General features: G+C 68.7%; 23 protein-coding genes. 9 read left to right on the top strand and 14 right to left on the bottom strand.

Features of this window, described 5'->3' with window-relative positions; all coding sequences use genetic code 11:
* Positions 1–34: 34 nt before the first annotated feature.
* The 4 genes from KY661_RS10600 to KY661_RS10585 all read right to left on the bottom strand — a co-directional run bounded on the left by KY661_RS10600 (position 35) and on the right by KY661_RS10585 (position 4,869).
* Positions 35–847: an endonuclease/exonuclease/phosphatase family protein gene (locus KY661_RS10600; protein WP_225410083.1), complete on the bottom strand. Its 813-nt coding sequence runs from the start codon at positions 845–847 to the stop codon at positions 35–37.
* A gap of 83 nt (positions 848–930) precedes the next feature.
* Positions 931–1,203 carry a DUF2277 domain-containing protein gene (locus KY661_RS10595; protein WP_075004620.1) on the bottom strand — a complete coding sequence of 91 codons (273 nt, stop codon included), beginning with the start codon at positions 1,201–1,203 and terminating at the stop codon, positions 931–933.
* Between the two features lie 158 nt (positions 1,204–1,361).
* Positions 1,362–2,423 (bottom strand): PDDEXK nuclease domain-containing protein, encoded by a 1,062-nt coding sequence (locus KY661_RS10590; RefSeq protein WP_225410082.1) that lies wholly within the window; start codon positions 2,421–2,423, stop codon positions 1,362–1,364.
* Positions 2,424–2,544: 121 nt separating this feature from the next.
* The gene (locus tag KY661_RS10585; protein ID WP_225410081.1) at positions 2,545–4,869 is read right to left on the bottom strand and encodes an ATP-dependent helicase; all 2,325 of its coding nucleotides are present in this window, start codon (positions 4,867–4,869) and stop codon (positions 2,545–2,547) included.
* 111 nt (positions 4,870–4,980) lie between these two features.
* Between KY661_RS10585 and KY661_RS10580 the strand changes: the two genes are divergently transcribed.
* Positions 4,981–5,451: a PaaI family thioesterase gene (locus KY661_RS10580; protein ID WP_075004618.1), complete on the top strand. Its 471-nt coding sequence runs from the start codon at positions 4,981–4,983 to the stop codon at positions 5,449–5,451.
* Position 5,452: 1 nt separating this feature from the next.
* Here the strand turns inward: KY661_RS10580 and KY661_RS10575 are convergent, their stop codons facing one another.
* The 3 genes from KY661_RS10575 to nfi form a co-directional block, all read right to left on the bottom strand.
* A complete protein-coding gene (locus tag KY661_RS10575) occupies positions 5,453–6,622 on the bottom strand; it encodes a hypothetical protein (RefSeq protein ID WP_225410080.1) in 1,170 nt (389 codons plus the stop codon).
* Entirely contained in the window at positions 6,615–7,319 is a 705-nt protein-coding gene (locus KY661_RS10570) for an RNA polymerase sigma factor (RefSeq protein ID WP_317987242.1), read from the bottom strand. The genes KY661_RS10575 and KY661_RS10570 overlap by 8 nt, the downstream gene beginning before the upstream one ends.
* 253 nt (positions 7,320–7,572) lie before the next feature.
* Positions 7,573–8,256: a deoxyribonuclease V gene (gene nfi / locus KY661_RS10565; protein WP_225410078.1), complete on the bottom strand. Its 684-nt coding sequence runs from the start codon at positions 8,254–8,256 to the stop codon at positions 7,573–7,575.
* A gap of 169 nt (positions 8,257–8,425) precedes the next feature.
* Here nfi and KY661_RS10560 point away from each other — a divergent pair, with 169 nt between their 5' ends.
* From KY661_RS10560 to KY661_RS10530, 7 genes are all read left to right on the top strand, one after another.
* Positions 8,426–8,722 (top strand): putative quinol monooxygenase, encoded by a 297-nt coding sequence (locus KY661_RS10560; RefSeq protein WP_075005112.1) that lies wholly within the window; start codon positions 8,426–8,428, stop codon positions 8,720–8,722.
* 66 nt (positions 8,723–8,788) lie between these two features.
* A complete protein-coding gene (locus tag KY661_RS10555; RefSeq protein ID WP_225410077.1) occupies positions 8,789–11,608 on the top strand; it encodes an AAA family ATPase in 2,820 nt (939 codons plus the stop codon).
* Between the two features lie 83 nt (positions 11,609–11,691).
* Positions 11,692–13,332, top strand: a complete 1,641-nt coding sequence (locus KY661_RS10550; protein WP_225410076.1) for a ribonuclease J — start codon at positions 11,692–11,694, stop codon at positions 13,330–13,332.
* A gap of 17 nt (positions 13,333–13,349) precedes the next feature.
* Positions 13,350–13,847 carry a YajQ family cyclic di-GMP-binding protein gene (locus tag KY661_RS10545; protein WP_225410075.1) on the top strand — a complete coding sequence of 166 codons (498 nt, stop codon included), beginning with the start codon at positions 13,350–13,352 and terminating at the stop codon, positions 13,845–13,847.
* Positions 13,848–13,849: 2 nt separating this feature from the next.
* Positions 13,850–14,953 carry a DOMON domain-containing protein gene (locus KY661_RS10540; RefSeq protein ID WP_225410074.1) on the top strand — a complete coding sequence of 368 codons (1,104 nt, stop codon included), beginning with the start codon at positions 13,850–13,852 and terminating at the stop codon, positions 14,951–14,953.
* A 36-nt stretch (positions 14,954–14,989) separates the two neighbouring features.
* Positions 14,990–16,369, top strand: coding sequence for a 30S ribosomal protein S12 methylthiotransferase RimO (gene rimO, locus KY661_RS10535; RefSeq protein ID WP_263436899.1), 1,380 nt, complete (start codon positions 14,990–14,992; stop codon positions 16,367–16,369).
* A 33-nt stretch (positions 16,370–16,402) separates the two neighbouring features.
* Positions 16,403–17,128, top strand: a complete 726-nt coding sequence (locus tag KY661_RS10530; protein WP_225410072.1) for an endonuclease/exonuclease/phosphatase family protein — start codon at positions 16,403–16,405, stop codon at positions 17,126–17,128.
* Between the two features lie 9 nt (positions 17,129–17,137).
* On the opposite strand, the gene KY661_RS10525 is transcribed toward KY661_RS10530, so the two are convergent.
* The 6 genes from KY661_RS10525 to rplU form a co-directional block, all read right to left on the bottom strand.
* Positions 17,138–18,553: a hypothetical protein gene (locus tag KY661_RS10525; protein ID WP_225410071.1), complete on the bottom strand. Its 1,416-nt coding sequence runs from the start codon at positions 18,551–18,553 to the stop codon at positions 17,138–17,140.
* Positions 18,554–18,559: 6 nt separating this feature from the next.
* Complete coding sequence (locus KY661_RS10520) at positions 18,560–19,255, bottom strand: LolA family protein (RefSeq protein WP_225410070.1); 696 nt, start codon at positions 19,253–19,255, stop codon at positions 18,560–18,562.
* A gap of 62 nt (positions 19,256–19,317) precedes the next feature.
* Positions 19,318–19,998 carry a TrmH family RNA methyltransferase gene (locus tag KY661_RS10515; protein ID WP_225410069.1) on the bottom strand — a complete coding sequence of 227 codons (681 nt, stop codon included), beginning with the start codon at positions 19,996–19,998 and terminating at the stop codon, positions 19,318–19,320.
* A 3-nt stretch (positions 19,999–20,001) separates the two neighbouring features.
* Entirely contained in the window at positions 20,002–21,363 is a 1,362-nt protein-coding gene (obgE, locus tag KY661_RS10510; RefSeq protein WP_225410068.1) for a GTPase ObgE, read from the bottom strand.
* Positions 21,364–21,514: 151 nt separating this feature from the next.
* Positions 21,515–21,784 (bottom strand): 50S ribosomal protein L27, encoded by a 270-nt coding sequence (rpmA, locus tag KY661_RS10505; RefSeq protein WP_075004605.1) that lies wholly within the window; start codon positions 21,782–21,784, stop codon positions 21,515–21,517.
* 59 nt (positions 21,785–21,843) lie between these two features.
* Positions 21,844–22,152 carry a 50S ribosomal protein L21 gene (gene rplU, locus KY661_RS10500; RefSeq protein WP_075004604.1) on the bottom strand — a complete coding sequence of 103 codons (309 nt, stop codon included), beginning with the start codon at positions 22,150–22,152 and terminating at the stop codon, positions 21,844–21,846.
* A 250-nt stretch (positions 22,153–22,402) separates the two neighbouring features.
* Between rplU and KY661_RS10495 the strand changes: the two genes are divergently transcribed.
* Complete coding sequence (locus tag KY661_RS10495; protein WP_225410067.1) at positions 22,403–22,810, top strand: hypothetical protein; 408 nt, start codon at positions 22,403–22,405, stop codon at positions 22,808–22,810.
* 64 nt (positions 22,811–22,874) lie between these two features.
* Here KY661_RS10495 and KY661_RS10490 read toward each other — a convergent pair whose 3' ends face one another.
* Positions 22,875–24,755, bottom strand: a complete 1,881-nt coding sequence (locus tag KY661_RS10490; protein ID WP_225410066.1) for a serine/threonine-protein kinase — start codon at positions 24,753–24,755, stop codon at positions 22,875–22,877.
* Positions 24,756–24,884 lie beyond the last annotated feature (129 nt).

The raw sequence follows: 24,884 nt of genomic DNA, 5'->3' as shown, positions 1-24,884 counted from the left end.
GGGGCTGCCGCTCCGGGGCGATGGGGGCTTCTGGCTAAGGGGCAGGCACCCCGATCGTCATCTGCACCGGGCGGTGGTCGCTGCCCGTCTGGGCCAGGTAGTGCAGATCGTTGGTGGTGATCGCGGGCGACACGTAGAAGCCGTCGATGCGCGAACCGGTATCAGGGCCCCGCGGCTTCAGGCCGGTGCGGGCGCCGATCTCATTCGGATCGGCATCGACCACCTTGTTCCAGTCCGCGCCCAGAACGAGCAGGGGGTCGCTGCGGTGGGCGAACGCCACGACGTTGTCGGCCATGACGGCGAACGGGCTGCCCAGACCGTACTGGCAGCGCGGCGGAGGCATGTGCAGCGAGGCGGCGCGGATCCACCGGCCGTTGTTCAACTGGACATCCACCCGGGCAATCCAGCGGGTCATGATGCCGCCCTCCTCGGCATTGTTGCAGCTGCTGGCATCGGTCCCCTTCACCAGCAGGAGGTCCCCAACGCTCTTCACCGCCGACTTGCGGATCACCACGGCGCTGCCCTGCCGGTCGTCGGAGGACGTGTCCTGACGCACGGCCCAGGCATCTCCCAGGATGTCGCGCAACCGGACGTTCTTGGCCTCCTGGACGAACACGATGTCCGCGTTGGGGCCAATCGTGTTCCAGTCGTTGCGAACCGCATCGGGGCCACGGAAGGCGAGGTTGGCCGTCACCACGCGCAGCTGCTCGTTGGCCGCAGCAGCGGCCTTCGGTACGTCCGCCGATCGAACGCTGGCGATCGCCGCGCTGGAGGCAGCCACCACGGCGAGGACCGCCACCGCGAGGGTACCGGCTCGTTGGATCAAGGGGGCAGGACGGGGGCTCATGCGCATTGCTCCTTTTCGTGAGCCTACAGCCTGCTTTTCATCTCTCCGGAAGTCAAGCATTTCAAGATTAAACGAAATACCTCTCAGCGCGGTTCGAAGCGCTTCGCCGACCGCAGCTTCGCCTTGAGGGCTTCGATGTCACGGTTCCGTGGAGGAGCGGTGGTCACCAGGGAGTCCACCAACCGGCGCGCTGCGTCCGTGACTTCCTCGACGGCCCGGTTGAAGACCTCCTCATTCATCTTGGAGGGGCCACTGGTGCCGCTCAATTTGCGAACGAACTGCAGGGCGGCCGCGCGGATCTCCGCGTCCGACGCAGGGGGCTCGAAGTTGAACAGCGTCTTGATGCTCCGGCACATGGCAGTCCTCCGTGAAGGCTTCAGCGTACTCCAGGCGCCCGCCGCTCAAGCCACCGCCCAGCCGCAGGGTGAACTGCCCCTGAAGGGCGAAGGGCTTGCCATGCCTCTCCCCGTGGCATCCCATGCCAGTTCCCAGCCCGGGATGCGCGCGAGCGCTGTCATGAGCGCTGCCTCTTGCGCTTGGCTCCTGTTCGCCGAGGTGCTGGTGCGGGCGCGCTTGGCTCCTCATCACCGGAAGCCAGTTGCGCATAGAACTCGTGGAGCTTCGCTCGAAGCACATCTTTCGGCGGGAGCACCGTCTGATACTCGGCGACGAGCGTAGGCGATGTCGTTCGAGCGAGCGCGAACTCGACGACCTCGTCCTCCTTGCTCGCGCAGAGGAGCACGCCGATCGAGGGCCGTTCATGGGGCTTCCTCACATCGCGATCGAGCGCTTCGACATAGAAGCTCAACTTCCCGAGGTGCTCTGGCTCGAACCGGCCGACCTTCAGCTCGAAGGCCACGAGGCACTGGAGGCCACGGTGAAAGAAAACCAGGTCGATCGCGAAGTCGCGGTTGCCAACCTGCACCGGGTACTCGGAGCCGACGAAGCAGAAATCGCGGCCAATCTCGGTGATGAAGCGGCCGAGGTGGCGCAGCAGCCCCTCGTGGAGTTCGGTCTCGGAGTGGCCCTTCGGCAGGCCGGCGAACTCAAAGGAGTAGACGTCCTTGAATACGTCGACGGCGCCGGGGTGAACTTCTCTCAACGCTGTTGAGAGTTTTGGCGGCGCGGCCACAGCGCGTTCGAACGCGCCGGCATCAATCTGCCGGGCGAGTTCCCGGACGTTCCACCGCATCTGAACCGCCATGCGCAAATAGAATTCACGCGCCTCCGGCCGCTTCGCACCGCTCATGATGTGAAGGTTCGCCGACCACGGCAATTCTCTCACCAGCGTTGAGAGCTCTGGCACATCCCGGTACGTCTCGAAGAACTGGCGCATCCTCCAGAGGTTCTGCGGTGAGAAGCCACGCGTGCTTCGCTGCGTCCGGGCCAGGTGGGCGGCCAGTTCCTCTACGGTTCCCTTGCCCCAACCGTCGTTCTCGATGCGCCGGCTGATGACGGCGCCGATCTTCCAATAGAGCTCGATGAGCTGGACGTTCACCGCGCGGCTCGCTTCTCGTCGAGCCGCCTCGATGAGAGCCACGACATCTCCGAACCTGGCGTCGTCGCCGTCGGCCATAACCGCACGGGATTGCCGTCTCGGTGGGACGGCAATCGCGGTGCCGGGCAATTGTCGCGATGCTATCGCGACTTTCTTCGAGGTGCCCTTCGCCGGCTTTTTCCGAGCCCCTTGGGTCATATCAACCCGGCAGCAGGAAGCGGGCGATGACGCGCTTGAGGCCCACGCCTGCGCCAAACTCCACCGTCACCTTCGCATTGGGGCCCGAGCCATCCGTGGAGACGACACGCCCCACTCCGAATTGCTCGTGACGGACGCGCATCCCCCGGACGTCCCCGCCCACACCGTCCATGTCCGATGCCTGCGAATAGGAGCGGTCAATCCGAGGACCCTCGTCATCGTCGTAGGATCGGCGGCGAGGGGCCACCGGCGCCGCCACCGGGCGCGGTGCTTCTTGCATCGAAGGATCAATGCCGAAGAGCGTCGGCGGCACATCCCGCAGGAACCGGGAAGGTGGGTTGTAACGCAGCTCTCCGAAGAGCGACCGGCACTGGGCGAGGCTCACGAAGAGCCGCCTGCGAGCGCGGGTGAACCCCACGTAGCAAAGCCGCCGCTCCTCGGCCATCTCCTCCCCTTCTTCCGGCTCCTCGCCCGACAGCGCACGCGAGTGCGGGAAGACGTTGTCCTCCATGCCCGTCAGGAACACGGCGTCGAACTCCAGGCCCTTGGCCGCGTGGAGCGTCATCAACGCCACCTTGCCCTCCCCCACCTCCGCGTCCGCATCGCCCACCAGGCTGATCTGCTCCAGGAACGACTGAAGCGGCGGGACGTCCGCCGTGAGGGGTGCCGCGTCCAAGTCCGCCGGAGGCGGCTCCTCGGGCTCGGCAGACGCCGCGGTTGCGGCCGCCACCGCCGCGGCGGCACGGTTCAGATCGAACTCCTGCGCGGCGCCGAGGAACTCGCGCAAGTTCTCAGCCCGGGTGAGCGACTCATCGCTGCCCTCAGCGGTGAGGGATTCCACCAGCCGGGTCTCCCGGAGCATCTCGTCCACCGCGCTCGCCGCATCCTTGGCCCCTTGCGCGAAGCCGTTCAGCGTGGCGAGCAACGTGTGGACCCCCGCCAGCCGGCGCACCGCCGCGCTGTTGATCGCGGGGATCTGCTCCGGCTGGGCAATCGCCTCATAGAGGCTGATGCCCTGATGGTCCGCATAGGTGGTCAGCCGCTCCACCGTGGTGTCGCCGATGCCTCGGGCAGGCGTGTTGATGATGCGCAGCAGGTCCGCATCCGAGCGGGGGTTGACCATGAGCCGGAGGTAGGCCGCCGCATCACGCACCTCGGCCCGGTCGTAGAAGCTGCGTCCACTGACCAGCGTGTACGGTACCCGCGCCAGCCGGAGCGCCTCTTCCAGCACGCGGCTCTGGGCGTTCACCCGGTAGAAGACCGCCATCCCTGAGTACTTGATGAACCCCTCGCGCTGCAGGGCATGGATCTGCCGGGCCACCTCCTGCGCCTCGGCCCGCTCGTCACGAAGGATGAGCAGTTGGAGGTGTTCGCCCCGTGGCCGCTCGCTCCAGAGCTTCTTCGCCATGCGGCGCCGGTTCTTGGAGATGACCGCGTGCGCCGCCTCCAGGATGGCCTGGTCGGAGCGGTAGTTCTGCTCCAGCTTCACCACCTTGGCGCCGGGGTAGATGCCCGGGAAGTTCAGGATGTTGTCCACGCTGGCCCCGCGCCAGCGGTAAATGGACTGGTCGTCGTCGCCCACCACCACCAGGTTGGCGCCCGGAGGCGGGGCCAGCAGCCGCAGCAATTCGTACTGCACCGGGTTGGTGTCCTGGAACTCGTCCACCAGCACGTGGTGGAAGCGCCGCTGGTAGTTGGCCAGCACATCCGGGCGCTTGCGGAACAACGAGACGAGCAGCAGCAGCAGGTCTCCGAAGTCCACCGCGTTCGCTGCCCGCAGCAGCCGCTGGTAGGTCTGGTAGGCCCGCTTCACCACCATGCCGCGCATGTCATCCACATCCACCTGCATGTCCTCGGGCAGGCGGGCGGCGTTCTTCTCCTGGTCGATGCGGTGGAGAATCTCACGCGGCTGCATGATGGGCTCCACGCGAGCCTCGCGCATGGCGCGCTTGACGATGTTGAGCTGATCCCCGTCGTCGTAGATGACGAAGCTGCGGGTGAGCCCCACCGCCTCCGCCTCCCGGCGGAGAATCATCGCCGCCGACGAGTGGAAGGTGCTGACGACCAGCTCATGGGCCTGCGCCCCCAGGAGCTGCACGAGACGCTCGCGCATCTCCCGCGCGGCCTTGTTGGTGAACGTCACCGCCAGGATGCGCCAGGGGAAGACGCGGCGGACCTTCACCAGGTGGGCCACGCGGCGGGTGATGACGCGGGTCTTTCCGCTGCCTGCCCCCGACAGGACGAGCAGGGGGCCGTCCCCATGCAGGACGGCCTCCTTCTGGGGAGGATTCAGGTCTTCGAGGAGGGCTTGTTCGTGGGTATTCAAGGCGGATCCAGGAGCAGCAACCCTCTCTTCTAACGCCTTTCGCGTTCTGGAGAAGGAGGATCCGCAGGGGACTTGCGCCTCCCTGGCCGCCCGTATCTATAGAGTGCAGCCATGTCCACTCCCCCCTCCCGCCCCACCCAGGAGCAGTTGGACCGCTTCGCGGAACAGTTCACCCAAAGCCAGACCCTGCGCTACCTGGGCGTCCGGCTCTCCTTCCCGGAGGGCCGCAAGTCCGTCATCACCATGCCCGAGGTACGCCCCGAGCACCTGGGAGGCCTGGGCACCACGGCCGTCAACGGCGCGATCATCTCCGCCCTGTTCGACCTGGCCATTGGCTGCACGCCCGCGCTGGTGGATCCCACCCGGCGCTGCGCCACCCTGCAGATCTCCGTCAGCTTCCAGCGCCCCCTGGTGGGCAAGTCCATCGAGGCGGAAGCCGAGATCGACTCCCACGGGAAGAGCACCCTCTTCGCCTCCGCCCGCATCCGGGATGATCAGGGAAACATCTGCGCCCGCGCCCAGGGGGTGGTGCGCATCTCCACCCTGCCTTGGGCCTCTGGCGAGAGCCCCGCGGTCAACTGACTCAGAACGAGAAGTCCCGCTCCAGCGTGACGGTCCCCGCCTTCACCGAGAGGTGGGCGGAGCGGAGGCCGCCCGTGCTGTCTCCCAGCTCGAAGGTCAGCCCCTCGGGCCCGGGAATGGGCTTGAGCGACGGCTTACCCGGGGTGAGAAACACCGCAGCGGTCAGGGTGCGGCCCTCCAGCGGGGACACCAGCAGCCTTACCCGTTGCCGATCCCTCACCAGGAGCACGCGGAACTCCCGCCGCTCCTCGAGCACCTCACGCTGCTCGGGATGACGGGCCCCCGGGCGGGGAGAAAGGCTCGCACGCGAGGTCCGCGCGCCGGAGGTCCCCACTTCCTGGCCCAGCGCCTCCTCGATGGCCGCATCCCCTTCGTCGAGCGCCAGGAGGGCCTGAGCACATTCCGCACACTTCCCAGCATGGGCATCGACCCGGGCGCGCTCACTTCCCGAAAGCGTCCCCATGTCGAACCGCCAGAGGTCATCCTCGCTCAGATGATGGCCCGGAGGATTGTCGACGGCGGCGGTCTCTTCCAGATCTTCCCGGCACTCGGAGCAGCTCTCCAGGTGCGAGGAGTGTGCGGCGGACGGTGCCATCCAGGCGGCCACCAGGTCATCGCAGTGGGCGCGCGCGGAGAACCACCATGCCCGGTTCCGCTCTGTCTCATCGAGCAGGTCGCGCTCTTCCCGGCGGTACGGGTTCAAGGGGATGAACCAGCGAGCCCTCGGAAGCAGCGCGGTGTCGATGTTGCCGAGCGCCTGGAGAAAGTGGGCTTTGAGCTGTGCGGCCTCTCCCTGGAGTTCCCCGTGAAGCCCTTCCCACTCCCGCAGCGCCCGGAGCGCGGAGGCCGCGCGATCCCGCGCCCCCAGTCCCTCCATCGCGGAAGCGCGCCACAGCTCCGCCTCCTCTCCACCGTCCCCCAGCGCCACCTCGATCGCCTCTTCCGCGGCGCGCAGCAGGGTGGCTCTCAAGTCCCCTGGATTCAGGCCTTTCAGCCAGGTCTCGAGCTGGGCGTGGCTCAGGGCGAGCAGCGCGGGCTTCACCCCTTCGGTGTCCAGCGTGCCGCTCCGGCGCAGGAGCTCTCCGGCGATCTCCAGCGTGCTTCCCACGGACAGGGAAGCGCCCGCGAGCTGATGGCGCCGTGACTGATAACGCGAGAGTGCTTCACTCATCGGACACCTTTCCGGCAATGGAGGATCGGGGTGCGGCCTCAGTCTCGGCCGTCTGCCGCGCTTCGAGCAGGTACAGCTTCAAGTACGCCTGGGCGCGGCTGACGCGCTTGTAGGAATTGGCCACGGTGATCTCCAGCCGGCGAGCACATTCCACGTGATCCTCCACATCCAGGTGGTGGTACAGCTCCCACGCACCTGCCTCCTTGGGGTGTTCCCGCTGGAGGCGGGCGAACGCGGCCCAGTAGAACGCCTGGGCCTCGGAGCGCTCCTCGCCGCGCCGCGCGGACTCCATGGCGCGGGCGGTCTGCACGGGAGACTCCTCCGGGGCGTCATCGGGATCCCGGGGCGCGGGGGCCAGGTCCTCGCGCTGACGCCGGTAGAAGTCGATGGCGACGTGCTTGACGATGCGCAGGAAGAACGTCTTGGGCGAGGCGCTCTTGCCGGGCATCTGCTCGGAGATGCCCCGGAACTGGTCCAGCCCGCGATCGATGAACTTGCCCACCGCGTCCTGGAACAGCTCGTCCGCATCCGCCGGCGAGCCGCGGCCATAACTGGCTTGGATTTTGCTGACGACGTAGCGGGCGGGGCGTCCCCACCGCTCGACGAGTGCCCCGAGGGGCCCTCCGAAGGCCTGGCCCGCGGCGCGGCGTTGAGCCACTTCCGCGAACAACTCTTCATCCGTGCGTTGGTCGTACACCGAAGGGACCTGATTGCGCCGAGAGGGTCAAAGCCTACCCACTGCATCGGTAGGGGCCTCATCCACGGCGTGGCAAGGTACCACGATGGCATCCGCAGGCATCCTCCAACGAAAGGACGTCGTTCCAGCAGATGCGACGCGGGTTCTCGGACGCCCCTGACAAAAGCCCTTTTTCTCCGAGCCCCCTCCTCAGATGCCTGCCCGCTCGCCGGGAGGGGAGACCGGGCAACCCACCCAGGGCCTCGCGGACCCCTCACCCTCCCGTGCGCAACGCGTTGACGAAGCGGTGCGCATGGCGGGTCGTCTCCGGCTCGCGGTAGCGCGGGCTCACGCGCAGCACCCATTCCACCGCCGTGGGCAAGTCCATCAGATGCCCCGGCGAGACGTAGACCGGGCTCACGCCCCGCCGGGTGCGGACCGCCATGCCCACCACCTCGCCCCGGTGACGGATCTCCGCCGTCTCGCCGCGGGCCTCGCCCAGGGGCCCCACCTTGCCCACCAGCAGGGACTTCGCACACCCGATGGACGGAACGCCCAGCAGCAGGCCGCCGTGGCAGGCGATTCCAAACCGGCGCGGGTGCGCGATGCCCTGCCCATCGAAGATGACCAGATCGGGCTTCCGCGCCATCCGGTTCCACGCGGCCAGAAGCACGGGCAGCTCGCGAAACGAGAGCAGCCCCGGGACATAGGGAAAGCTCAACGCGACCGCCGCCCCCGCGTGCTCCACGGGCCGCAAGGAGACCGCATCGAGCACCACGAAGCCGCCATATCCCAGCACGTTGCCGGTCTCGGTGGAGATATCCGCCCCCGCGACATGGGAGACCCGCAGGCCGGCAGGCGGCTGCAAAACCAGTCGCTCCCGAAGCGCGTTCTGCAACGCGACTGCTTCCTGGGGCGTGACTTCCCACCCGTGCAACGCTTCCGCGCTCTCACCCATGGTTCTCCCCGCGTTTCCCGGGAGGCTATGACCTCATGGGTTGCGCGGGAATCGCCCTACCTGCTGGGTTCCGGGCCACTGTTCATTTCCAGACGGTCTGGATGCCGAGGCCTGAACACGGCATCTTGGACCGTGCGGTATGGTGCAGTGGCACATTGGGAGGGGAACCATGACTCATAAGGTTTGTGTCGTCGTCCGGATGAAGACGAAGTCCGGAGGAGAGGAATCCCTGCTTCAGCTGATGCGGATGCTGAAGGAGCAGACCCTTCAAGAAGAAGGCGTCATCCGCTACGAGCCCGTCCAGAGCCAGCAGGACCCGACCCTGTTCTTCTTGATGGAAGAGTGGGCCAGCGAGACCGTCCTGAACACGCACCTGGCCCTGCCGCACATGGAGAAGGTCTTCTCGGAGCTGCAGGCCCTGCTGGCCGCGCCCGCGGAGATCTCCCTCTGCCGCGCGGTCGCGTGAGCGAGGCAGGCCCCCTGGGGCAGGACTTCCGTTAGAGTGCCGCACCTCCTCCAGGGGCGGTTCATCATGGCGACGCGCAAAGGCGAGGACAACGAGAGGCTCATCGATCGCGACCTCACGGCGGCCGCGCGTGAAGGCAAGCTCCCCCCCGCGCACGGGGCGGATGCGGGGGTGGCGGAAGTGCTCGGACTGCTCACCCGCGGGGGCAAGCACCCCTTGCTGGCGGGGGAACCCGGGGTGGGCAAGAGCGCCCTCATCCAGGAAGTGGCCCGCCGCATCGCCGAGGGCCGGGTGGACGCGGAGCTGGCCCCCGCGCGCCTGGTGGAGATCTCCACCGCCAACATCCTGGCCCGCAGCACGGACCGGCAGGCCGCGGAGCGCTTCGAGGAGCTGCTCGGCCACCTGAGCCGGCACCCCTGCCCCATCGTCTACATCCGGGACCTGCCCCTGGTGCTCGGCGGCCCCCTGGCGCCCGTGGCCATCCGCGCGCTGCGCACCGGCGGCCTGCGCTTCATCTTCGAGACCGAGCCCAAGCGCGTGCAGGAGCTCCTGCGCGCGGACGAGGCGCTCGCCGAGCGGCTTCACCTCATCCCCCTCCAGGAGCCGCCCCTGGATCGCTCGCGGTGGATTCTGGGCCGCGTCGCCGAGGAGCTGGAGCGCGAGCTGCGCCTGCCCATCGACCCGGCCGCGTGTGATTTGGCCCTGCGCCTGTCCGCCAAGTTCCTGCTCGCCCAGCGCATGCCGCGCAAGGCCATCGAGCTGCTCAAGGAGACCGCCGCCGAGGCCAGCAGCGCGGCCCGCGACCGCGTGGGCTCCGAAGACGTGCTGACCCGGTTCTGCTCCGCCACGCGCCTGCCCCGCTTCGTGGTGGACGACGCGATGCCGCTGGACCTGGACGAGACGGAGCGCTTCTTCGGGGAGCGGCTGCTCGGCCAGACGGATGCGGTGGGCGCGGTGCTGCGCTCTGTGGCCCTGCTCAAGGCAGGCCTGAATGATCCGCGCCGGCCGCTGGGCGTCTTCCTCTTCGCGGGCCCCACGGGCGTGGGCAAGACGCAGCTCGCCAAGCTGCTGGCCGAGTACCTCTTCGGCTCCGCGGACCGGCTGGTGCGCCTCAACATGGCGGACTTTCCCAACGATGGGGATGAGAACGTCCCCTTCGGCGCCTCCTGGGCCCCCGCCCTGGAGACCCGGCGCGGCGAGCTGACCGCCCTGCTCGACGGCAAGGTGTTCACCGTGCTGCTGCTCGACGAGTTCGAGAAGGCGGCGCGCAGCGTGCACGACCGCTTCCTCCAGCTCTTCGACGAGGGGACGTTCGTCAACGGCGCGGGCGAGACGGTCTCCTGCAACAACACGCTCATCGTGGCCACCTCCAACGTGGGCGCCGAGGTGTACCGGGAGCCCGCGCTGGGCTTCGCCGGCAACCGGCGGGACCAGGAGCTCGTCACCGAGGTGGACCGGCGCATCGCCGAGGCCTTCCGGCCCGAGTTCCTCAACCGCTTCGATGCCATCTGCCACTTCCGGCCGCTCACCAAGGTGGAGATCCGCAAGATTGCCCAGCGCGAGGTGGGCCGCGTGCTGGAGCGCGAGGGCATCCGGGCCCGGGCCCTGGACGTGGAGGTGACGCCCGAGGTGGTGGACCTGCTCGTGGAGCGGGGCTACTCGCCCCAGTTCGGCGCGCGATTCCTTCAGCGGGAAATCGAGAAGACGCTCACCGCCGCGCTCGCCGTGGAGATTGCCCGCAAGCCGCTGCGGCCGGGCACCCCGGTGCGGGTGGAGGCCCGTCCCGGCGGCAAGGTCATGGCCGTGGCCGAGCCCCTGCCCCTCCCCCGCGAGGCCACCGCCCAGCTCTCCCTGCCCACGCCCAAAGCGGCCTCCGTCAAGCGCCGGCTGGACCGCAAGTCGCTGCTGCTCGAGATGGACCGGCTGGTGGGGCGGGCCCGGGCGCTGTCCGTCTCCTCCGAGCGGCCCCTGCTGGAGGAGAAGCGCAACCAGCTCCTGTCCGAGACCCAGGCACCCAACCTCTGGGATGACCCGGCGCGCGCCGCCGCCACCCTGCGCGCCTTCCGCACCGTCGAGGCGCAAATCAACGAGCTGGAGCGGGTGGAGCAGGCCGTCACCTTCGCCCGGCGCCTGGTGCGCGAGGCCAAGAACGAGGTGCAGCTGACCTCCGCCGCCAAGCAGGTGGAGGAGGTCGCCCGCGAGGTGCAGATGTCCGAGGCGCTGCATGCCTCGGGCGCCACCGCCAACGACGTCGAGGCGCTGGTGGACATCTGCGCCAGCGACTCGGCGGAGGCCCAGGACGCGTGGATTCAGGAGCTGGCCACCATGTACCTGGGGTGGGCCCAGAGACGCGGCTACGAGGCCATGCTCGTGGCCGAGGCGGTGCACCCGGCCCGGGTGGTGGTGCGCATCGCGGGGCCCGGGGCCTACGGATTCCTCGCCGGCGAGGCCGGGCTGCACCGGCGCATCGAGGAGGAGAAGCGCCAGCGCGCCTACGTCCGGGTGCACCGGGGCGGCTCTCCCGGCACGCTGGAGGACCTGGCGCTGGCCATCGAGGGCCGCCCCATGAAGCAGCACGAGGGCACCTTCCTGGAGCGCGTCCGGACCGAAGTCACGGTGAAGGACTCCGCCACCGGCCGGGTGTTGACCCTGACGGGCCCGGGGGACCTGGAGGAGCTGAAGGACATCGCCGCGCGGGTCGTCTCGGGCCAGGGCACGAGCACGGACGAGGCCCGGCGCTACTACCTGGGCCGCGGCGCGCGCGTGGAGGACCCTCGCACCGGCGCGGGAACGCCCCGCGTCAAGGACGTCCTGCGCGGCGACATGGACCTGTTCATCGCGGCCTGGATTTCCCGCCCCCCCGCCGATGCCGTCTCCCCCTCTTGACGGACGGGGGGGAGCAGGCAGTAGAGCGGGCGCCCGCTCAAAAAGCTCGGGCGGCACCATCTCTCCATCCATAATGAGTAGACATGCTTCATGTAATTCCGTTGGGCGGGTTGGGTGAGATTGGCCTCAATGCGATGGTGCTGGCCTGCCGCGGGGAGATGCTCCTCATCGACGCGGGGTTGATGTTCCCCACGGTGGAGGCCCCCGGCATCGACATCGTCATCCCGGACTTCCGCCACCTGAAGCAGAACGCCTCCCAGTTCCGGGGCATCGTCCTCACGCACGGGCACGAGGACCACATGGGCGCGCTGCCCTACCTGCTCGATGACCTGCCCGTGCCCGTCTACGGCACCAAGTACACGCTGGCCATGGCGCGCAACCGGCTGGACGAGCTGGGCGTCATCGCCGACCTGCGGGAGATCGAGCCCCGGACGCCCTTCCCCGTCGGCACCATGTTCAAGGTGGAGGCCAGCCGCGTCACCCACACCGTGCCCGACGCGGTGGGCTACATCATCCGGACCCCCGAGGGGACCGTCATCCACACGGGCGACTTCAAGCTGGACCCCGACCCCATCGACGGGCTGCGCACGGACCTGGAGCGCTGGGGCGAGGCGGGAGAGCAGGGCGTGCTGTGCCTCCTGTCGGACTCCACCAACGCGGAAGTCACCCAGGAGACGGGCAGCGAGCGCGTGGTGGAGCACGCCTTCGAGCGGCTGTTCCGCGAGGCCCAGGGCCGCATCGTCGTGGCGCTCTTCGCCTCCAACCTCCACCGCGTGCGCACCGTGCTGAAGCTGGCCGAGCAGCTCGGGCGCCGGGTGGCGCTCCAGGGCCGCAGCATGACGCGCAACGTGGAGATGGCGCGGCAGCTCGGCTACCTGGATGTGCCCGAGTCCCTCTTCGTTCCGCTGGAGGCCGTGCCCAGCCTGGCCCCGGGCCGGGTCGTCCTGCTCGCCACGGGCGCCCAGGGCGAGGCCCGCGCGGGGCTGGCCCAGCTCGCCGCGGGCAAGGGGCCCGTGCGGCTGGGCCCCGGGGACATGGTCATCCTGAGCGCCCGCCCCATCCCCGGCAACGAGCGCTCCGTGGGGGCGCTGCTGGACCAGCTCCAGTGGACCGGGGCCCGCCTCATCTACGCCCAGGTGGAGCCCGACATCCACGTCTCCGGGCACGCCAGCCAGCCCCAGCAGCGCCGTGTCCTGGACCTGGTGCGCCCCCAGCACTTCATCCCCGTGCACGGGGAGATGCGCCACCTGCACCGCCACCTGGCCACGGCGCGCGAGTCGGGCATGGCCCCCGAGCAGCTCCTGCTCGCGCGGGATGGCGACCTCATCACCTTCGAGGAGGGCCGGGGCCGCTTCGCAGGCCAGGTGCCCACTGGCCGCATCCACAAGGACCTCTACAGCGGCGGGGTGGTGACGCCCGAGGCCCTCCAGGAGCGCACCCGGCTGGCGGAGACGGGCATGGTGGTGGCCGTGGCCGTCATCGACCGGGCCTCCCTGGCCCTCATGGCGGGGCCCCAGCTCACCGGCCAGGGGCTCTCCCTGGACGAGCAGGCCCTGCTGCCCCGGGTGGCCGAGGAGGCCCGCTCCCTGTTTCTCCAGCTCTCCCCACAGCTGCGCGGGGACGACGCCCTGGTGCGAGAGGAGCTGACCCGCTCGGTGCGCCGGGCTTTCAAGCTGTTCACGAACAAGCGGCCCCTGGTGGTGCCCATGGTCGTCAAGGTGTGATAAGGGCCCTGGCGGCCATGCCTTCCTTTGACGTCGTCTCCAAGATCGATCTCGCCGAGCTCGACAACGCGGTCAACCAGACCAAGAAGGAGCTCACCACCCGGTATGATTTCCAGGGGACCCAGGCGGATGTCGTCGTCTCCCCGGACCAGACCGTCATCACCGTGAAGGCCCACAGCGAGGAGCGCGTCCAGGCCGCCAAGGAAGTCCTCCTGACGAAGCTCGCCAAGCGCAACATCTCCCTGCGCGCCCTGGAGTTCCTCGACATCGAGAAGACGGGCCTGCACAACGTCAAGCAGAACATCAAGCTCCAGCAGGGCATCCCCGTGGACAAGGCCAAGGAGCTCACCCGGCTCCTCAAGGACTCCAAGCTGAAAGTCCAGGGCTCCATCCAGTCGGACCAGCTCCGCGTCACCGGCAAGAACCGGGATGACCTGCAGGCGGCCATTGCTTTGTTCCGCAAGGAACAGGACCGGCTGAAGCTGGACATGCAGTTCACCAACTTCCGGGACTAGCCATGCGCGATGCCCTCCTCCCGCTGTGCCTGCTCTTCATGCCCCTGGCGGCCGGCGCCCAGGAGCGCCCGAGCAAGGCCGTGCCCGCGCTGGCCAAGGCCCCCAAGCTGGATGGCGCCCTCAAGGACTTCGCCTCGCCCCTGACGCTGCGGCCGCCGGCGGCGGTGGATGCCACGGCGTCCTTCACCGCCCGGGTGGCTTGGCGCAAGGAGACGCTCTACGTGGGCGTGGAGGTGACGGACGACCAGCTCCTGACCGGAGACCTCCTCACCCTCTCCCTCTTCTTTCCGGGCGCCGGGCCCACCGCCACGGGCAACACCTTCCGCTTCGCCCTCGATGGCAAGCGGACCTCGGGGCCCGAGCTGGGCACCTCCGCCTTCGCCCAGGCCCAGGTTGAGGCGGGCGTGCAGCGCCAGGACACCAAGCTGAACCTGGAGGTGGCGCTCCCCATCCAGGCCTTCCCGCGCTTCCCGGCCGTGGAGCCGCTCATCTTCGATCTCTGCCTCTCCTACGAGGACCAGGACGCGGTGGGCCAGACGCCCGCCGTCCTCTCCAACTGCAAGGGCGGGGGCATGCTGGGCGAGGCGCTCAAGCTGCCCGACGAGTTGCGCAAGGGGCTCAAGCTCAAGCCGCCGCCGGACATCCTGTCGCTGGAGGCCGTGCAGGGCGGCTGGCTCGGCTGGGGCGTCATGCACCACCCGGCCTGGGTGGAGGCCGACGAGCCCCTGAGCACCCGGTCGCTCCGGGCGCTGGTGGCCCAGGACTCGGTGGACCCGCAGCAGGTGGGGGTCAACGTGCCCGAGACCCTCACCCTGCCCGGCGGGCGGGCAGTCCTCTCCGTCGTCTCGGGGCAGAATCCCTATGCCACCGAGGGAAAATGTGACGGGGACCGGGAGTTGAGGCTGGGACTTTACCTGGTCATCGGAAAGGGCAAGACGGCACAGCGTGTGCTCGATTGGCCGGCTGCCTCCTGCGCGCTGGGCAGGGCCCTCTCGGTGAGCCTCGATGAAGACGGTGCATTGACCATCGGTTACTCGAACGGCACGACCATCAACTTCGTTTGGAGTGCGGACCACTTCGATCGAACCGAACTCGGAAAGCGGTAGACGCGAGTGCAGCCAGACACCAAGAGCCTCTACATGATGACCCTCGGGTGCCCGAAGAACCGGGTGGACTCCGAGGTGATGCTGGGAACCCTCAAGCAGCGCGGCTACCGGCTCGTGCAGGAGCCCGCCGAGGCCCAGGTCATCGTCGTCAACACCTGCGCCTTCATCGGCCCGGCGAAGCAGGAGTCCGTGGACTCCATCCTGGAGATGGCCGAGTACAAGAAGTCGGGGGCGTGCAGCACGCTCGTGGTGACGGGCTGTCTGTCCCAGCGCCACGGCAGCGAGCTGGCGCAGGAGATGCCCGAGGTGGACCACTTCCTGGGCACCAGCGCCTACGCCCAGATTGGCGATCTGCTCGCCGCCGAGGCCTCGCCCCGGCAGGTCATCCCGGATCCGGACTACATCCACAACGCGGAGACGCCCCGCGAGAACTCGATGCCGTCGTACACCGCCTACCTCAAGGTGTCCGAGGGCTGCGACAACGCGTGCGCGTTCTGCATCATCCCCACGCTGCGCGGCGGCCAGCGCTCGCGCCCCATCGCGGACATCATCGCGGAGGCCACGCGACTGGCGGACCAGGGCGTGCAGGAGCTGAACCTGGTGGCGCAGGACCTGACGGCCTATGGGCATGACTTGCCCGGCAAGCCCAAGCTGCACGACTTGCTCAAGGAGCTGGTCAAGGTGGACGTGCGGTGGATCCGCCTGCACTACGCCTACCCGCGCATCTTCCCGGACGAGCTCATCGAGGTGATGGCCACGGAGAAGAAGATCGCCAAGTACCTGGACATGCCGCTGCAGCACGCCAGCGACAAGCTGCTCATGTCCATGAAGCGCGGCCGCAACTCGCAGTTCCTCACGGACCTGCTGGCCAAGCTACGCGCCCGGGTGCCGAACCTCGTGATGCGCACCTCGCTCATCGTGGGCCTGCCAGGCGAGACGGAGGAGGACTTCGAGCTGCTGAAGGAGTTCGTGAAGACGCAGCGCTTCGAGCGGCTGGGCGTCTTCCAGTACTCGGATGAAGAGGGGACCGCGGCATACGACATGCCCAACAAGATTCCCCAGAAGACCATCGAGCGCCGGTGGCGCGAGGTGATGGCCATCCAGAAGCGCATCAACCGCGAGCAGAACAAGAAGCTCGTGGGCAAGCGCATCGAGGTGCTGGTGGAGGGCACGAGCCCGGAGACCGAGCACCTGCTGGTGGGCCGCCACGAGGGCCAGGCGCCGGAAATCGACGGTCAGGTCTACATCAACGACGGTCTGGCCTACCCGGGCGAGTTCGTCACCCTGGAGGTGACGGAGGCGCACGATTACGACCTGGTAGGCCGGGTGGTGGAGCGGCCCGACCCGAAGCAGCGCACCCTGAAGGCCCGCGACGCGGTGCCAGCCCCCATGGCCATGAGCGCCTCTCCGCGATAGGTTCGAGGGGAACCTTGCCGGGAGGCATTCCCCGTGAGCCCACCGATTCCGGACAGCAGTGCCCTCCCCGGCCGCCTGACGTACACGCTCCGGGTTGTCTCGCTGAACATCTGGAATCCCGGCCCTGACAAGGTGCAGCGCAACCACGGGCTCGCCGCGGTGCTCCGCGAGCGGAACCTGGACGTCGTGCTGCTCCAGGAGATGGAAGGCTCCAAGGCCCAGTTCGAGCTCTTCCAGAGGGGCTCCGGGCTCCCCTACGGGGTCTGGGCGGGGGATGTGGCCATCCTCTCCCGGTTCGAGCTCACGGACTTCGAGGCCCCAGAGCTGCCGCGAAAGCCCTCCCTGACGCCCATCCGGCAGTTGCTCAATCGCCGGGACGTGTACTTCTGCGTGGCCGCGTTCCAGCACCACGGGATGCGCTTTCACGTGTCGTCCCACCACTGGGACAACCGCCAGCTCATCAACCGGAAGACGGCCGCGGCCGCCACCGCGGGCCGGCTGAGCCGCGTGCCCGGCGCCAGCGTCATCCTGTGTGGCGGGGACTTCAACACCCACCAGGACACCGACGAGCTTCAGCGGGTGATGGCCGAGGGGCTGCACAACAGCGGCGAGCTGGGGGACTTCATCGACTTCATCCTCTACCGGGGTCCCAACCTCCAGGTGCTGAAACACACCCTGGAGCGGCTCCCCGGCCTGACGGATCACCCCATGCTGTTGACCGAATTCGTCCTGAACGGAAGCCGGCCGGCCGTCGCCTGAGGCAGCCCGTTACTTCGGATCCTCGGGCTCCAGGCGCCGCTCCTCGAGGGGCGGAAGCCGCGAGGACCTGGACTTGCGCGGGGCAGCACTCACCCCTTCGCCCAGCGGCGTCGGCGGGCACTCGCACACCGTCCGCCGGGTTCGCGTCTCGTGCACGAAGGCACAGGTCAATGAGCACTCCGGCAAGCTGCCCTCCTCGAAGAGGGCCAGCGCATAGCCCTTTCCGGAAGAGAGCTCCGCGTGGCACTCGGGCATGGACTGGGCCAGGGAGGGCCAGGGCAGGCGGTGCTGCGTCGTCGCCCCGCGGCTCGTCTGCGCGAAGGTGACGCCCACGCGGCAACCTGTCTGAAGCGGGGTGCCGTCCTCCCCCAGGGGTTCGAGGTGGAGACGGCCTCCCTCGGGCAGGTCCCGGTACGCCGCCACGGAGAGGGCCAGCACCCCATCGGGATCCGTCCGCGTGTGGAGCGCGTAGCAGAACTCCTCATCGAAGCCCTTGCTGCCGGTCCGGGCACAGCGCTGGCGGCTCCCCGAGTCCTGCACCCGTGGCCGCCGCAGCAGGAGCACCCCGCCCTGCACGTCCACGGTGGCGAGGAAGTGGCCCCAGACATCCGGCCCCAGGCGGCCCAGCGAGCTCGCGGAGGCCCACCCTCCCGTCTCGACCACCACGGGGTGAACGCCCAGGCCCACCGCCACTTCCACGGAGTCCACCAGGATGGCGCGCGGGGGCAGCCCCGCGGCCGTCTCCAGCGGGCGCAACCCCTGGGCCTCGGCGGGCCCCAAGGCCACCCGTGAGAAGGGATCCCTCGTGGAGAGGACCAGGGGGCCTGTGAGACGGGCCTCGCCCTGCCCCACCCGCGCGGCCAGCAGGGGCCAATCCCCGATGGGCTCGCGGCTCAGCTCCAGCAGGTGGCCTTCCCAAGCAGGATCCTCCTGCAGGGCGGCCAGCTCGGCGGCGTACGCCTCGCGCGAACGGGAAGCGGCGAAGGCGACTTCGCGGCGCAGGGCATCCACGGTGAGGGCATACGGGGCCAGGACATCCGCCCCCAGCGTCACCGCGCAGAACTTCTCCCCCGTGAGCCCCGCCGAGAACCCGGGCAGGGGCACCTCGCCCACGAGCAAGCCGGGCAGCGGCACCATGGCCCACTCCCGCATGCCGTTGGGCTCGGGGGCGCGTACCTTCCCTTCCGGAGGTGGAGGGCCCCCGGGGAAACACGCCGTGGCCACCAGGGAGAGCGGCCGGGCCACGTCGAGCAGGATGGGAATCGGCCGGTCCCCTAGCTTGCCCGGCACGGACAGGCGCAGCGCGGGGGAGGACAGCAGCGGAAAGGTCCGGCCGGTGAAGTGGGGCTTCTCGGGTACAGGGGCGGCGGCCCCCCGGAGGCAGCCCGTGAGCCCCAGCACCGCCACGAGGAGCACGCCACGCACGCCGGGCTACTTTCCCTGCTTGGTGAAGTCGTCGATGCGGGTGCCCTCGGGGGGATCCAGCCGGAAGCTGTCCTTCGAGATGCCCACGTTCGTCTTCAGGTTCAGGAAGGAGATGGCGTTCTCGCTGCCATCCGGGTCAATCACGGTGCTCTTGAGCACCTGGGCGGTCTTGGGGTCCACCTCCAGGCGGACCTGCTTGAAGCGCGGGTCGGCCTGCGCCGGGTCCAGCACCAGCAGGGTGCCCTTGCAGTCGGCGCAGGTGCCCTTGGTGATGTTGAACTCATCGGCTAGGCGGCCCTGCCCGAAGAGGAACGTCACCGAGGCAGAGAGCGTGTTGGTGTCCACGCTGCCCACGGTGAGGCTCTGCGCCCCGGGGTCGTACGCGTACACCTTGTTGCCCGCGAGCACGAAGGTGCGGGGCGAGGGCTTCTCGTACTCCCAGCGCATCAGCCCGGGCTTCTTGTACGTCACGGTGCCCGTGGAGGTCTGCGTGCGGCGGAACGTCTTGTACTTGTAGTCCTGCTTGAAGCTGGACTGGAAGTCCTCGGTCTTCTCGTAGAAGGACTGCATCCGGTCGACGAGCGTCTTCACCTCGGGGGCCACGCTGCCCTTGGCCATGGGGGCGGGCTTGGGAGCGGTAGGCGCCGCTGGAGGGGCTGCTTGTGCGGACAGCAAGGACACGAGCAAGGTCTCGATCAGCATGACAGTGGGGTCTCCAAGAAGAAGGCGTCTATCCCTTCATGACGCGGCCTGGAACGCCTCATTCACGGCTGCTGGGCCTTGAAAATCCGCTTCCTCTGTTTGACAGCCAGCACATAGAAGCGCTCCCGGAGTTCCTGGGCTTCCTCCGGGGAGAGGTCTCCCACCTTGCCCAGGTGCTCCTCGCGCCAGGCCATGGCGCGGCTCACACACGCGGACGCGGCCGCCGAGATGTTGATGCTCTGACTGAAGCCCCGCATGGGAATCCAGAAGGTGCCATCCACCCCGGCGAGCACCTCCTCGCTCACCCCGAAGCGCTCGTTGCCGAACACGATCGCGACCTTCGAATCGAAGCGCATCGAGTAAAGGCTCTCGGCGCCCTCCCGGATGGCCGAGGCATACAGCGCGAAGCCCCGCCCCTTGAGGTGCTCCCGGCACTCGGCGAACGACTTGTAGAGCTTCACGTCCAGCCACTTGTCGCAGCCCTGCGCCACCCGCGAGTTGGGGAGGAACGGGGCCTCCGGGTTGATGACGACGTGCACCTCCTGCACGCCCATGGCCTCACACGTCCGCAGCACCGCGGCCATGTTGAAGCTGTCCTCCAACCGGTCCAGCACGACGGTGAACGTTCGCGTCCGCTGCTCCACCACGCGATCGATCTTCTCCTTGCGCACGTCGAGCAGGAGCGACTCCGGCTCCACGGGCTTGCCCTCGAATGGCGCGTACCGAGGACCTCCCCCACTCATCGCCTAGGACCTCCGCCCTTTCGCGCGCACCGGCTTCGCGGGCGCGCGCTTCGCGGACGCCTTCCGGGCCGGAGCCTTCTTGGCGGGGGCCCGCTTCACGGCGGCCTTCTTCGCGGGGGCCTTTTTCACCGCGGCCTTCCGGGCAGGCGCCTTCTTGGCAGGCGCCTTCTTGGCGGGCGCCTTCTTAGCGGCGGCTTTCTTGGCAGGCGCCTTCTTCACGGCCGCTTTCTTTGCGGGAACCTTCTTCGCGGCGGCCTTCTGGGGGGCGGCCTTCTTCACGGGCGCCTTCTGTGCAGGGGCCTTCTTGACGACGGCCCGGGACGCGGGCTTCGCCGGGGGCTCCACCTGGAGCTTGTCCGTCCTGCCCGTGAAGAGCACCTCGGCGGTGGCATCCATGAGCGCTTGCATGCCCTCGCCGGTCGCGGTGGAGACCGGGAACACGGCGATGCCCCGCTCACGCAGGGCGCTGGTGAGTGCCTCCAGGCGCTCCCGCGCGTGCGTGAGGTCCAGCTTGTTGGCGGCCACCACCTGCGGCTTCCTCGCCAGCTCCGCGCTGTACTTCCCCAGTTCGCGGTTGAGGATGTCGAAGTCCTGCAGGGGCTCGCGCCCCTCGCCCTCCGCGCCCAGGTCGATGAGGTGGATGAGCACCTTGCAGCGCTCCACGTGCCGCAGGAACTGGTGGCCCAGCCCCACGCCCTCACTGGCCCCCTCGATGATGCCGGGGATGTCGGCCATCACGAACGAGAGGTTGTCCTTGTACTGGACCATGCCGAGGTTCGGCACCAGCGTGGTGAAGGGGTAGTCGGCCACCTTGGGCCGGGCCCGGCTCACCCGGGAGATGAAGGTGCTCTTGCCCGCGTTGGGAAAGCCCAGCAGCCCCACGTCCGCCAGCAGCTTCAGCTCGAGGGTGAGCGTAACTTCCTCGCCCTTCGTCCCATCCTGGGCGAAGCGCGGGGTCTGCCGCGTCGAGGTGGCGAAGTTCATGTTGCCCAGGCCGCCGCGCCCGCCCTGGGCGGCCACGTAGCGCTGCTCCGGCGCGCTCAGGTCCACCAGCAGCTCGCCCGTGTCCGTCGAACGGATGAGCGTGCCCACCGGGACTTGGAGGATCATGTCCTCGGCGCCCCGGCCGTTGCAGTCGCTGCCCATGCCGTTCTCACCGTTCTTCGCCCGGTGGTGCTGCTGGTAGCGGAAGTCCAGGAGCGTGGTGAGCTGGGGGTTCGCCACGAACACCACCGAGCCGCCGTTGCCCCCATCCCCTCCGTTGGGCCCGCCGCGCTCGATGAACTTTTCCCGGCGGAAGGAGACGGCGCCGTTCCCCCCGTCCCCGGCCTTCACGAAGATGCGGACTTCATCGACGAATTTCATGGCTCTGGCCTCACCCCAGCTTGGGGAAGCAGGAGTCGAAAAATGCAAAACGGGCCGCCCTCGTGTCCAGCCGCCTTGAGGCACCTGGACCGGGAGCGACCCGCTCGGATGCAACAGGGCCCGTCCGGAGGACCAGGCCCGAAGGGAACGCCTAGGCGGCGCTCGCCTCAGCCGGATAGACCGAGACCTTCTTGCGGTCACGCCCCAGCCGCTCGTACTTCACCACCCCGTCCACCGTGGAGTAGAGGGTGTAGTCACGGCCCAGCTTCACGTTGGTGCCCGCGTGGATGACCGTGCCCAGCTGCCGCACGAGGATGCTGCCCGCGGACACTGCCTCGCCGCCGTACACCTTGACGCCCCGGCGCTGCGCATTCGAATCGCGGCCGTTGCGAGAAGAACCCTGTCCCTTTTTATGAGCCATGACACCTGTCCTACGTGAGACGGGCCGCCAGAGGCGGCCGAAGAGTGGATGAGCCGGTACTAGCCCGCGATGGAGGTAACCTTGACCTCGGTGTACGGCTGACGGTGGCCCCGGCGGCGCGTCCAGCCTTCCTTCTCCTTGCGGAAATGGAGGACGCGGCGGTGCTTGTCCTGCGCGAGGATCTTCCCCACCACCTTGGCGCCGCTGACCGTCGGCCGGCCCACCTTGGGAGAGTCCGTGCCGCCCAGCAGGAGGATGTCGTTGAAGGTCACCTCAGTGCCGACATCGCCCGCGACCTTCTCGATGCGGAGCACATCGCCCTCGGCAACGCGGTACTGCTTACCGCCCGTGCGAATCACTGCGTACATCGTCAAACCCTCTATCGGTCGGGTTGGGTCAACCCGTGGGAGTCGCCGCGCATTTCGGACGGCTGATCGCCCGGATACGCAAAGGATGGCCGATCTACGAGAGAAGGCCCGGGGAGTCAAGACGGATGTAGGGACACCTGGAAAGTATGAAAGTCGTCTGAACTTCCGCCTGGTTGCAGGCTCTCCTGGCACCGTGAGGGGCCATCGCTAGGATGCCGCCGCTTCATTTCATGTCCCAAGGAGAGTTCCCATGAAGAAGTGGATGGCATGTGTGGCGGCGGTGTCCCTGGCGCTGGTGGGCTGTGGTGGCGATAGCACGTGCGACGATCTGGCGGATGCCAATGACTTCGCGGCGGATCAAGCGGCGGCTTGCCGCAACGTCATCGACGAGTCCTACTTCGAGAAGTCCACGGACGAGGAGCGGGACCAGTGCAAGGACGCGCTGGAGGATTGCTCGGACAGCGACAAGGACGCGATCAAGGACGTCGCGGACTGCATCAATGACCTGCCCAAGTGCTCCGCGAGCGACTCCGAGCCGTTCGAGGCCGCCTACGGCGCCTGCTTCACGACGCTGGTGACCAAGGTGAGCCGGGCTTGTGCGGCGTCCATCTCCGCCAGCTCGCTGAAGGTCCCCGCGAACTACAGCATCGCCCGCTAGGCAGCAGTCCGCGCAGGTAGTCAGAGCCCAGCTCCCCGTGAGGAGCTGGGCTCTTCTTTTTTCTTCAGGGCGCGGGGCGCTGGGCCAGGGCCCGGCGCACGGTGCGGTAGCGCTGCAGCAACTGGAGGTCGAGCGGATCGGCCGCCAGCCCCCGCTCGTAGGCATCCAGGGCCTTGGCCAGCTGCCCATCCCGCTCGTAGGCATTGCCCGTGAGGGTGTGGACCCGGGCGGCCCCCGCCGCGCTGGGCTTCCGGGTCAGGAACTCCCGGTGCAGCGCATCCAGCTGGGTGACGGTGAGCCCCGCGGCCAGGCAGCACTCCACGCCCCGGAAGTTGCCCAGCCCCGCGTCGTACAGGGCCCGCCGGGTGAGGTTGCCCAGCGTCTCGCCCGCGTCCCGGACCCGCGTGAGCACCGAGTCCAGCAGCGCCCGCTGGGCCGAGGAGAGCTGCCGGGCCCGGAGCCCCTCCAGCTCCGAGAGCGCGGTCCTCACCCGCCCCCGGACGGTCTCGAAGCCCGCGTCCTGCGAGAGCGACAGGAACGTGTAGTAGTCCTGCTGCAGGTGCGAGAGGTACGGCGCCACCAGGGCGGAGACCTCGGCATCCAGCACCGGTGGCGACACCGACAGCGGGGTGTTGCCCGTGCCCCCGCGCAGAATCTGGGCCACGGCGGCCTTCAGGTCCGCGGGAGGCTCCACGAACTGGACGCCGAAGCCGGGCGCCATGCCCCAGAGCTTGGCCTGCTCGGGGGTGACGTGCCGCACCACCTCGCACGTGGACGTCAGCGGCCCCCGGTCCAGCTCCAGCGTCACCTGGACCCGTGAGAAGAGGGGCGGCAGGGACGACTCCATGCGCAGGAACAGCCCGCCCCGGGCAATGTCCGAGCACACCAGCTGCTCGGGCGGGGCACCGGGCCGGAGCACCACCTTGGCCGGCACCTCCACGGGGCGTGCCCTCCGCCGAGACAGCGCATCGAGCGCGGCCCCGGAAGGCGGCGCGGCGGCCACGGGGGCACTCGCGCCCCGGCGCTCCTCGGCCAGCGCCTCTTCCAGCGCGGCGCGCAGCTCCAGCGTCGTCTGGTAGCGCTCCGTGATGGACTTGGCGAGCGCCCGCAGGATGACCGCTTCAATCACCGGCGACACGTCCGGACACACCGAGCGGGGCGGCGCGGGCAGCTGCGTCTGGTGCGCCACGAGCTGCGCGGCGGACCCCTCCACGGTGAAGGGCAGTTGCCCCGTGGCGAGCTGGTAGGCAATCACCCCGAACGCGTAGACATCCGCCCGGCCGTCGATCCGCCCCGTCTGGGACTGCTCCGGCGCCATGTACTCGGGCGTGCCCACGATGATGCCGGCCTGCGTCTGGGGGCCCGCGCTGTCCAGGAGCTTGGCGATGCCGAAGTCGAGCACCTTCACGAAGGGCGCGGCGCCCTGCGCGCGCTGCACGAGGAAGATGTTGTCGGGCTTGAGATCGCGGTGGACGATGCCCCGCAGGTGCGCCGCATGCAGCGCCTCGCACGCCTGGGCCAGGATGGGCACCCACTGCGAGGCCTTCATGGGCGTGCCCACGTACGAGGACAGCGGCATGCCCTCCAGGTACTCCATGATGAGGTACGGGCGAGGGGGCGCGGCGTTCAGGTCGACGATGCTGACGATGTTCTCGTGGCCGATGAGGTTCACGGCCCGCGCCTCCGCATGGAAGCGCTGCACCAGCTCCGGATACGCGGCCAGGTGCTCGTGCAGCACCTTCACCGCCATGCGGCTGCCGATGGAAACGTGCTCGCCCAGGTACACCGCCCCCATCCCGCCCCGCCCCAACCGCCGCATCAGCCGGAAGCTGCCGAGCTGCGTGCCCAGCAGGGGATCCGGTTCCTCGGACGCATCGGTGCCGGCAACGTCCTCCACCGCCTCCAGGGGCTCGAATTCGTCGCTGGCATCTGGAGCAAGCCTCATACAGAGCCCATTCTCGACATGTTCTGGCAGGGAGTCACCCGTGACGCGCTTTCTCCGGCCCCCGCCCTGGTTTTACAGCACTTCGGTTCTTTCAGACATGCCTGTTTCGAGAGAGCGTCTCCGGCAAGC

Source organism: Allostigmatella hybrida (assembly GCF_020103775.1).
Lineage (GTDB): Bacteria > Myxococcota > Myxococcia > Myxococcales > Myxococcaceae > Hyalangium > Hyalangium aurantiaca.
The sequence above is the reverse complement of the archived record's forward strand: the minus strand, read 5'-3'. Positions and strand labels throughout refer to the sequence as shown.

Coding starts and splice junctions, on each gene's coding strand:
- KY661_RS10600 (WP_225410083.1), bottom strand. CDS start 847: ATGAGCCCCCGTCCTGCCCCCTTGATCCAACGAGCCGGTACCCTCGCG.
- KY661_RS10595 (WP_075004620.1), bottom strand. CDS start 1,203: ATGTGCCGGAGCATCAAGACGCTGTTCAACTTCGAGCCCCCTGCGTCG.
- KY661_RS10590 (WP_225410082.1), bottom strand. CDS start 2,423: ATGGCCGACGGCGACGACGCCAGGTTCGGAGATGTCGTGGCTCTCATC.
- KY661_RS10580 (WP_075004618.1), top strand. CDS start 4,981: ATGTCCACTCCCCCCTCCCGCCCCACCCAGGAGCAGTTGGACCGCTTC.
- KY661_RS10575 (WP_225410080.1), bottom strand. CDS start 6,622: ATGAGTGAAGCACTCTCGCGTTATCAGTCACGGCGCCATCAGCTCGCG.
- nfi (WP_225410078.1), bottom strand. CDS start 8,256: ATGGGTGAGAGCGCGGAAGCGTTGCACGGGTGGGAAGTCACGCCCCAG.
- KY661_RS10560 (WP_075005112.1), top strand. CDS start 8,426: ATGACTCATAAGGTTTGTGTCGTCGTCCGGATGAAGACGAAGTCCGGA.
- KY661_RS10555 (WP_225410077.1), top strand. CDS start 8,789: ATGGCGACGCGCAAAGGCGAGGACAACGAGAGGCTCATCGATCGCGAC.
- KY661_RS10550 (WP_225410076.1), top strand. CDS start 11,692: ATGCTTCATGTAATTCCGTTGGGCGGGTTGGGTGAGATTGGCCTCAAT.
- KY661_RS10545 (WP_225410075.1), top strand. CDS start 13,350: ATGCCTTCCTTTGACGTCGTCTCCAAGATCGATCTCGCCGAGCTCGAC.
- KY661_RS10540 (WP_225410074.1), top strand. CDS start 13,850: ATGCGCGATGCCCTCCTCCCGCTGTGCCTGCTCTTCATGCCCCTGGCG.
- rimO (WP_263436899.1), top strand. CDS start 14,990: ATGACCCTCGGGTGCCCGAAGAACCGGGTGGACTCCGAGGTGATGCTG.
- KY661_RS10520 (WP_225410070.1), bottom strand. CDS start 19,255: ATGCTGATCGAGACCTTGCTCGTGTCCTTGCTGTCCGCACAAGCAGCC.
- KY661_RS10515 (WP_225410069.1), bottom strand. CDS start 19,998: ATGAGTGGGGGAGGTCCTCGGTACGCGCCATTCGAGGGCAAGCCCGTG.
- obgE (WP_225410068.1), bottom strand. CDS start 21,363: ATGAAATTCGTCGATGAAGTCCGCATCTTCGTGAAGGCCGGGGACGGG.
- rpmA (WP_075004605.1), bottom strand. CDS start 21,784: ATGGCTCATAAAAAGGGACAGGGTTCTTCTCGCAACGGCCGCGATTCG.
- rplU (WP_075004604.1), bottom strand. CDS start 22,152: ATGTACGCAGTGATTCGCACGGGCGGTAAGCAGTACCGCGTTGCCGAG.
- KY661_RS10495 (WP_225410067.1), top strand. CDS start 22,403: ATGAAGAAGTGGATGGCATGTGTGGCGGCGGTGTCCCTGGCGCTGGTG.
- KY661_RS10490 (WP_225410066.1), bottom strand. CDS start 24,755: ATGAGGCTTGCTCCAGATGCCAGCGACGAATTCGAGCCCCTGGAGGCG.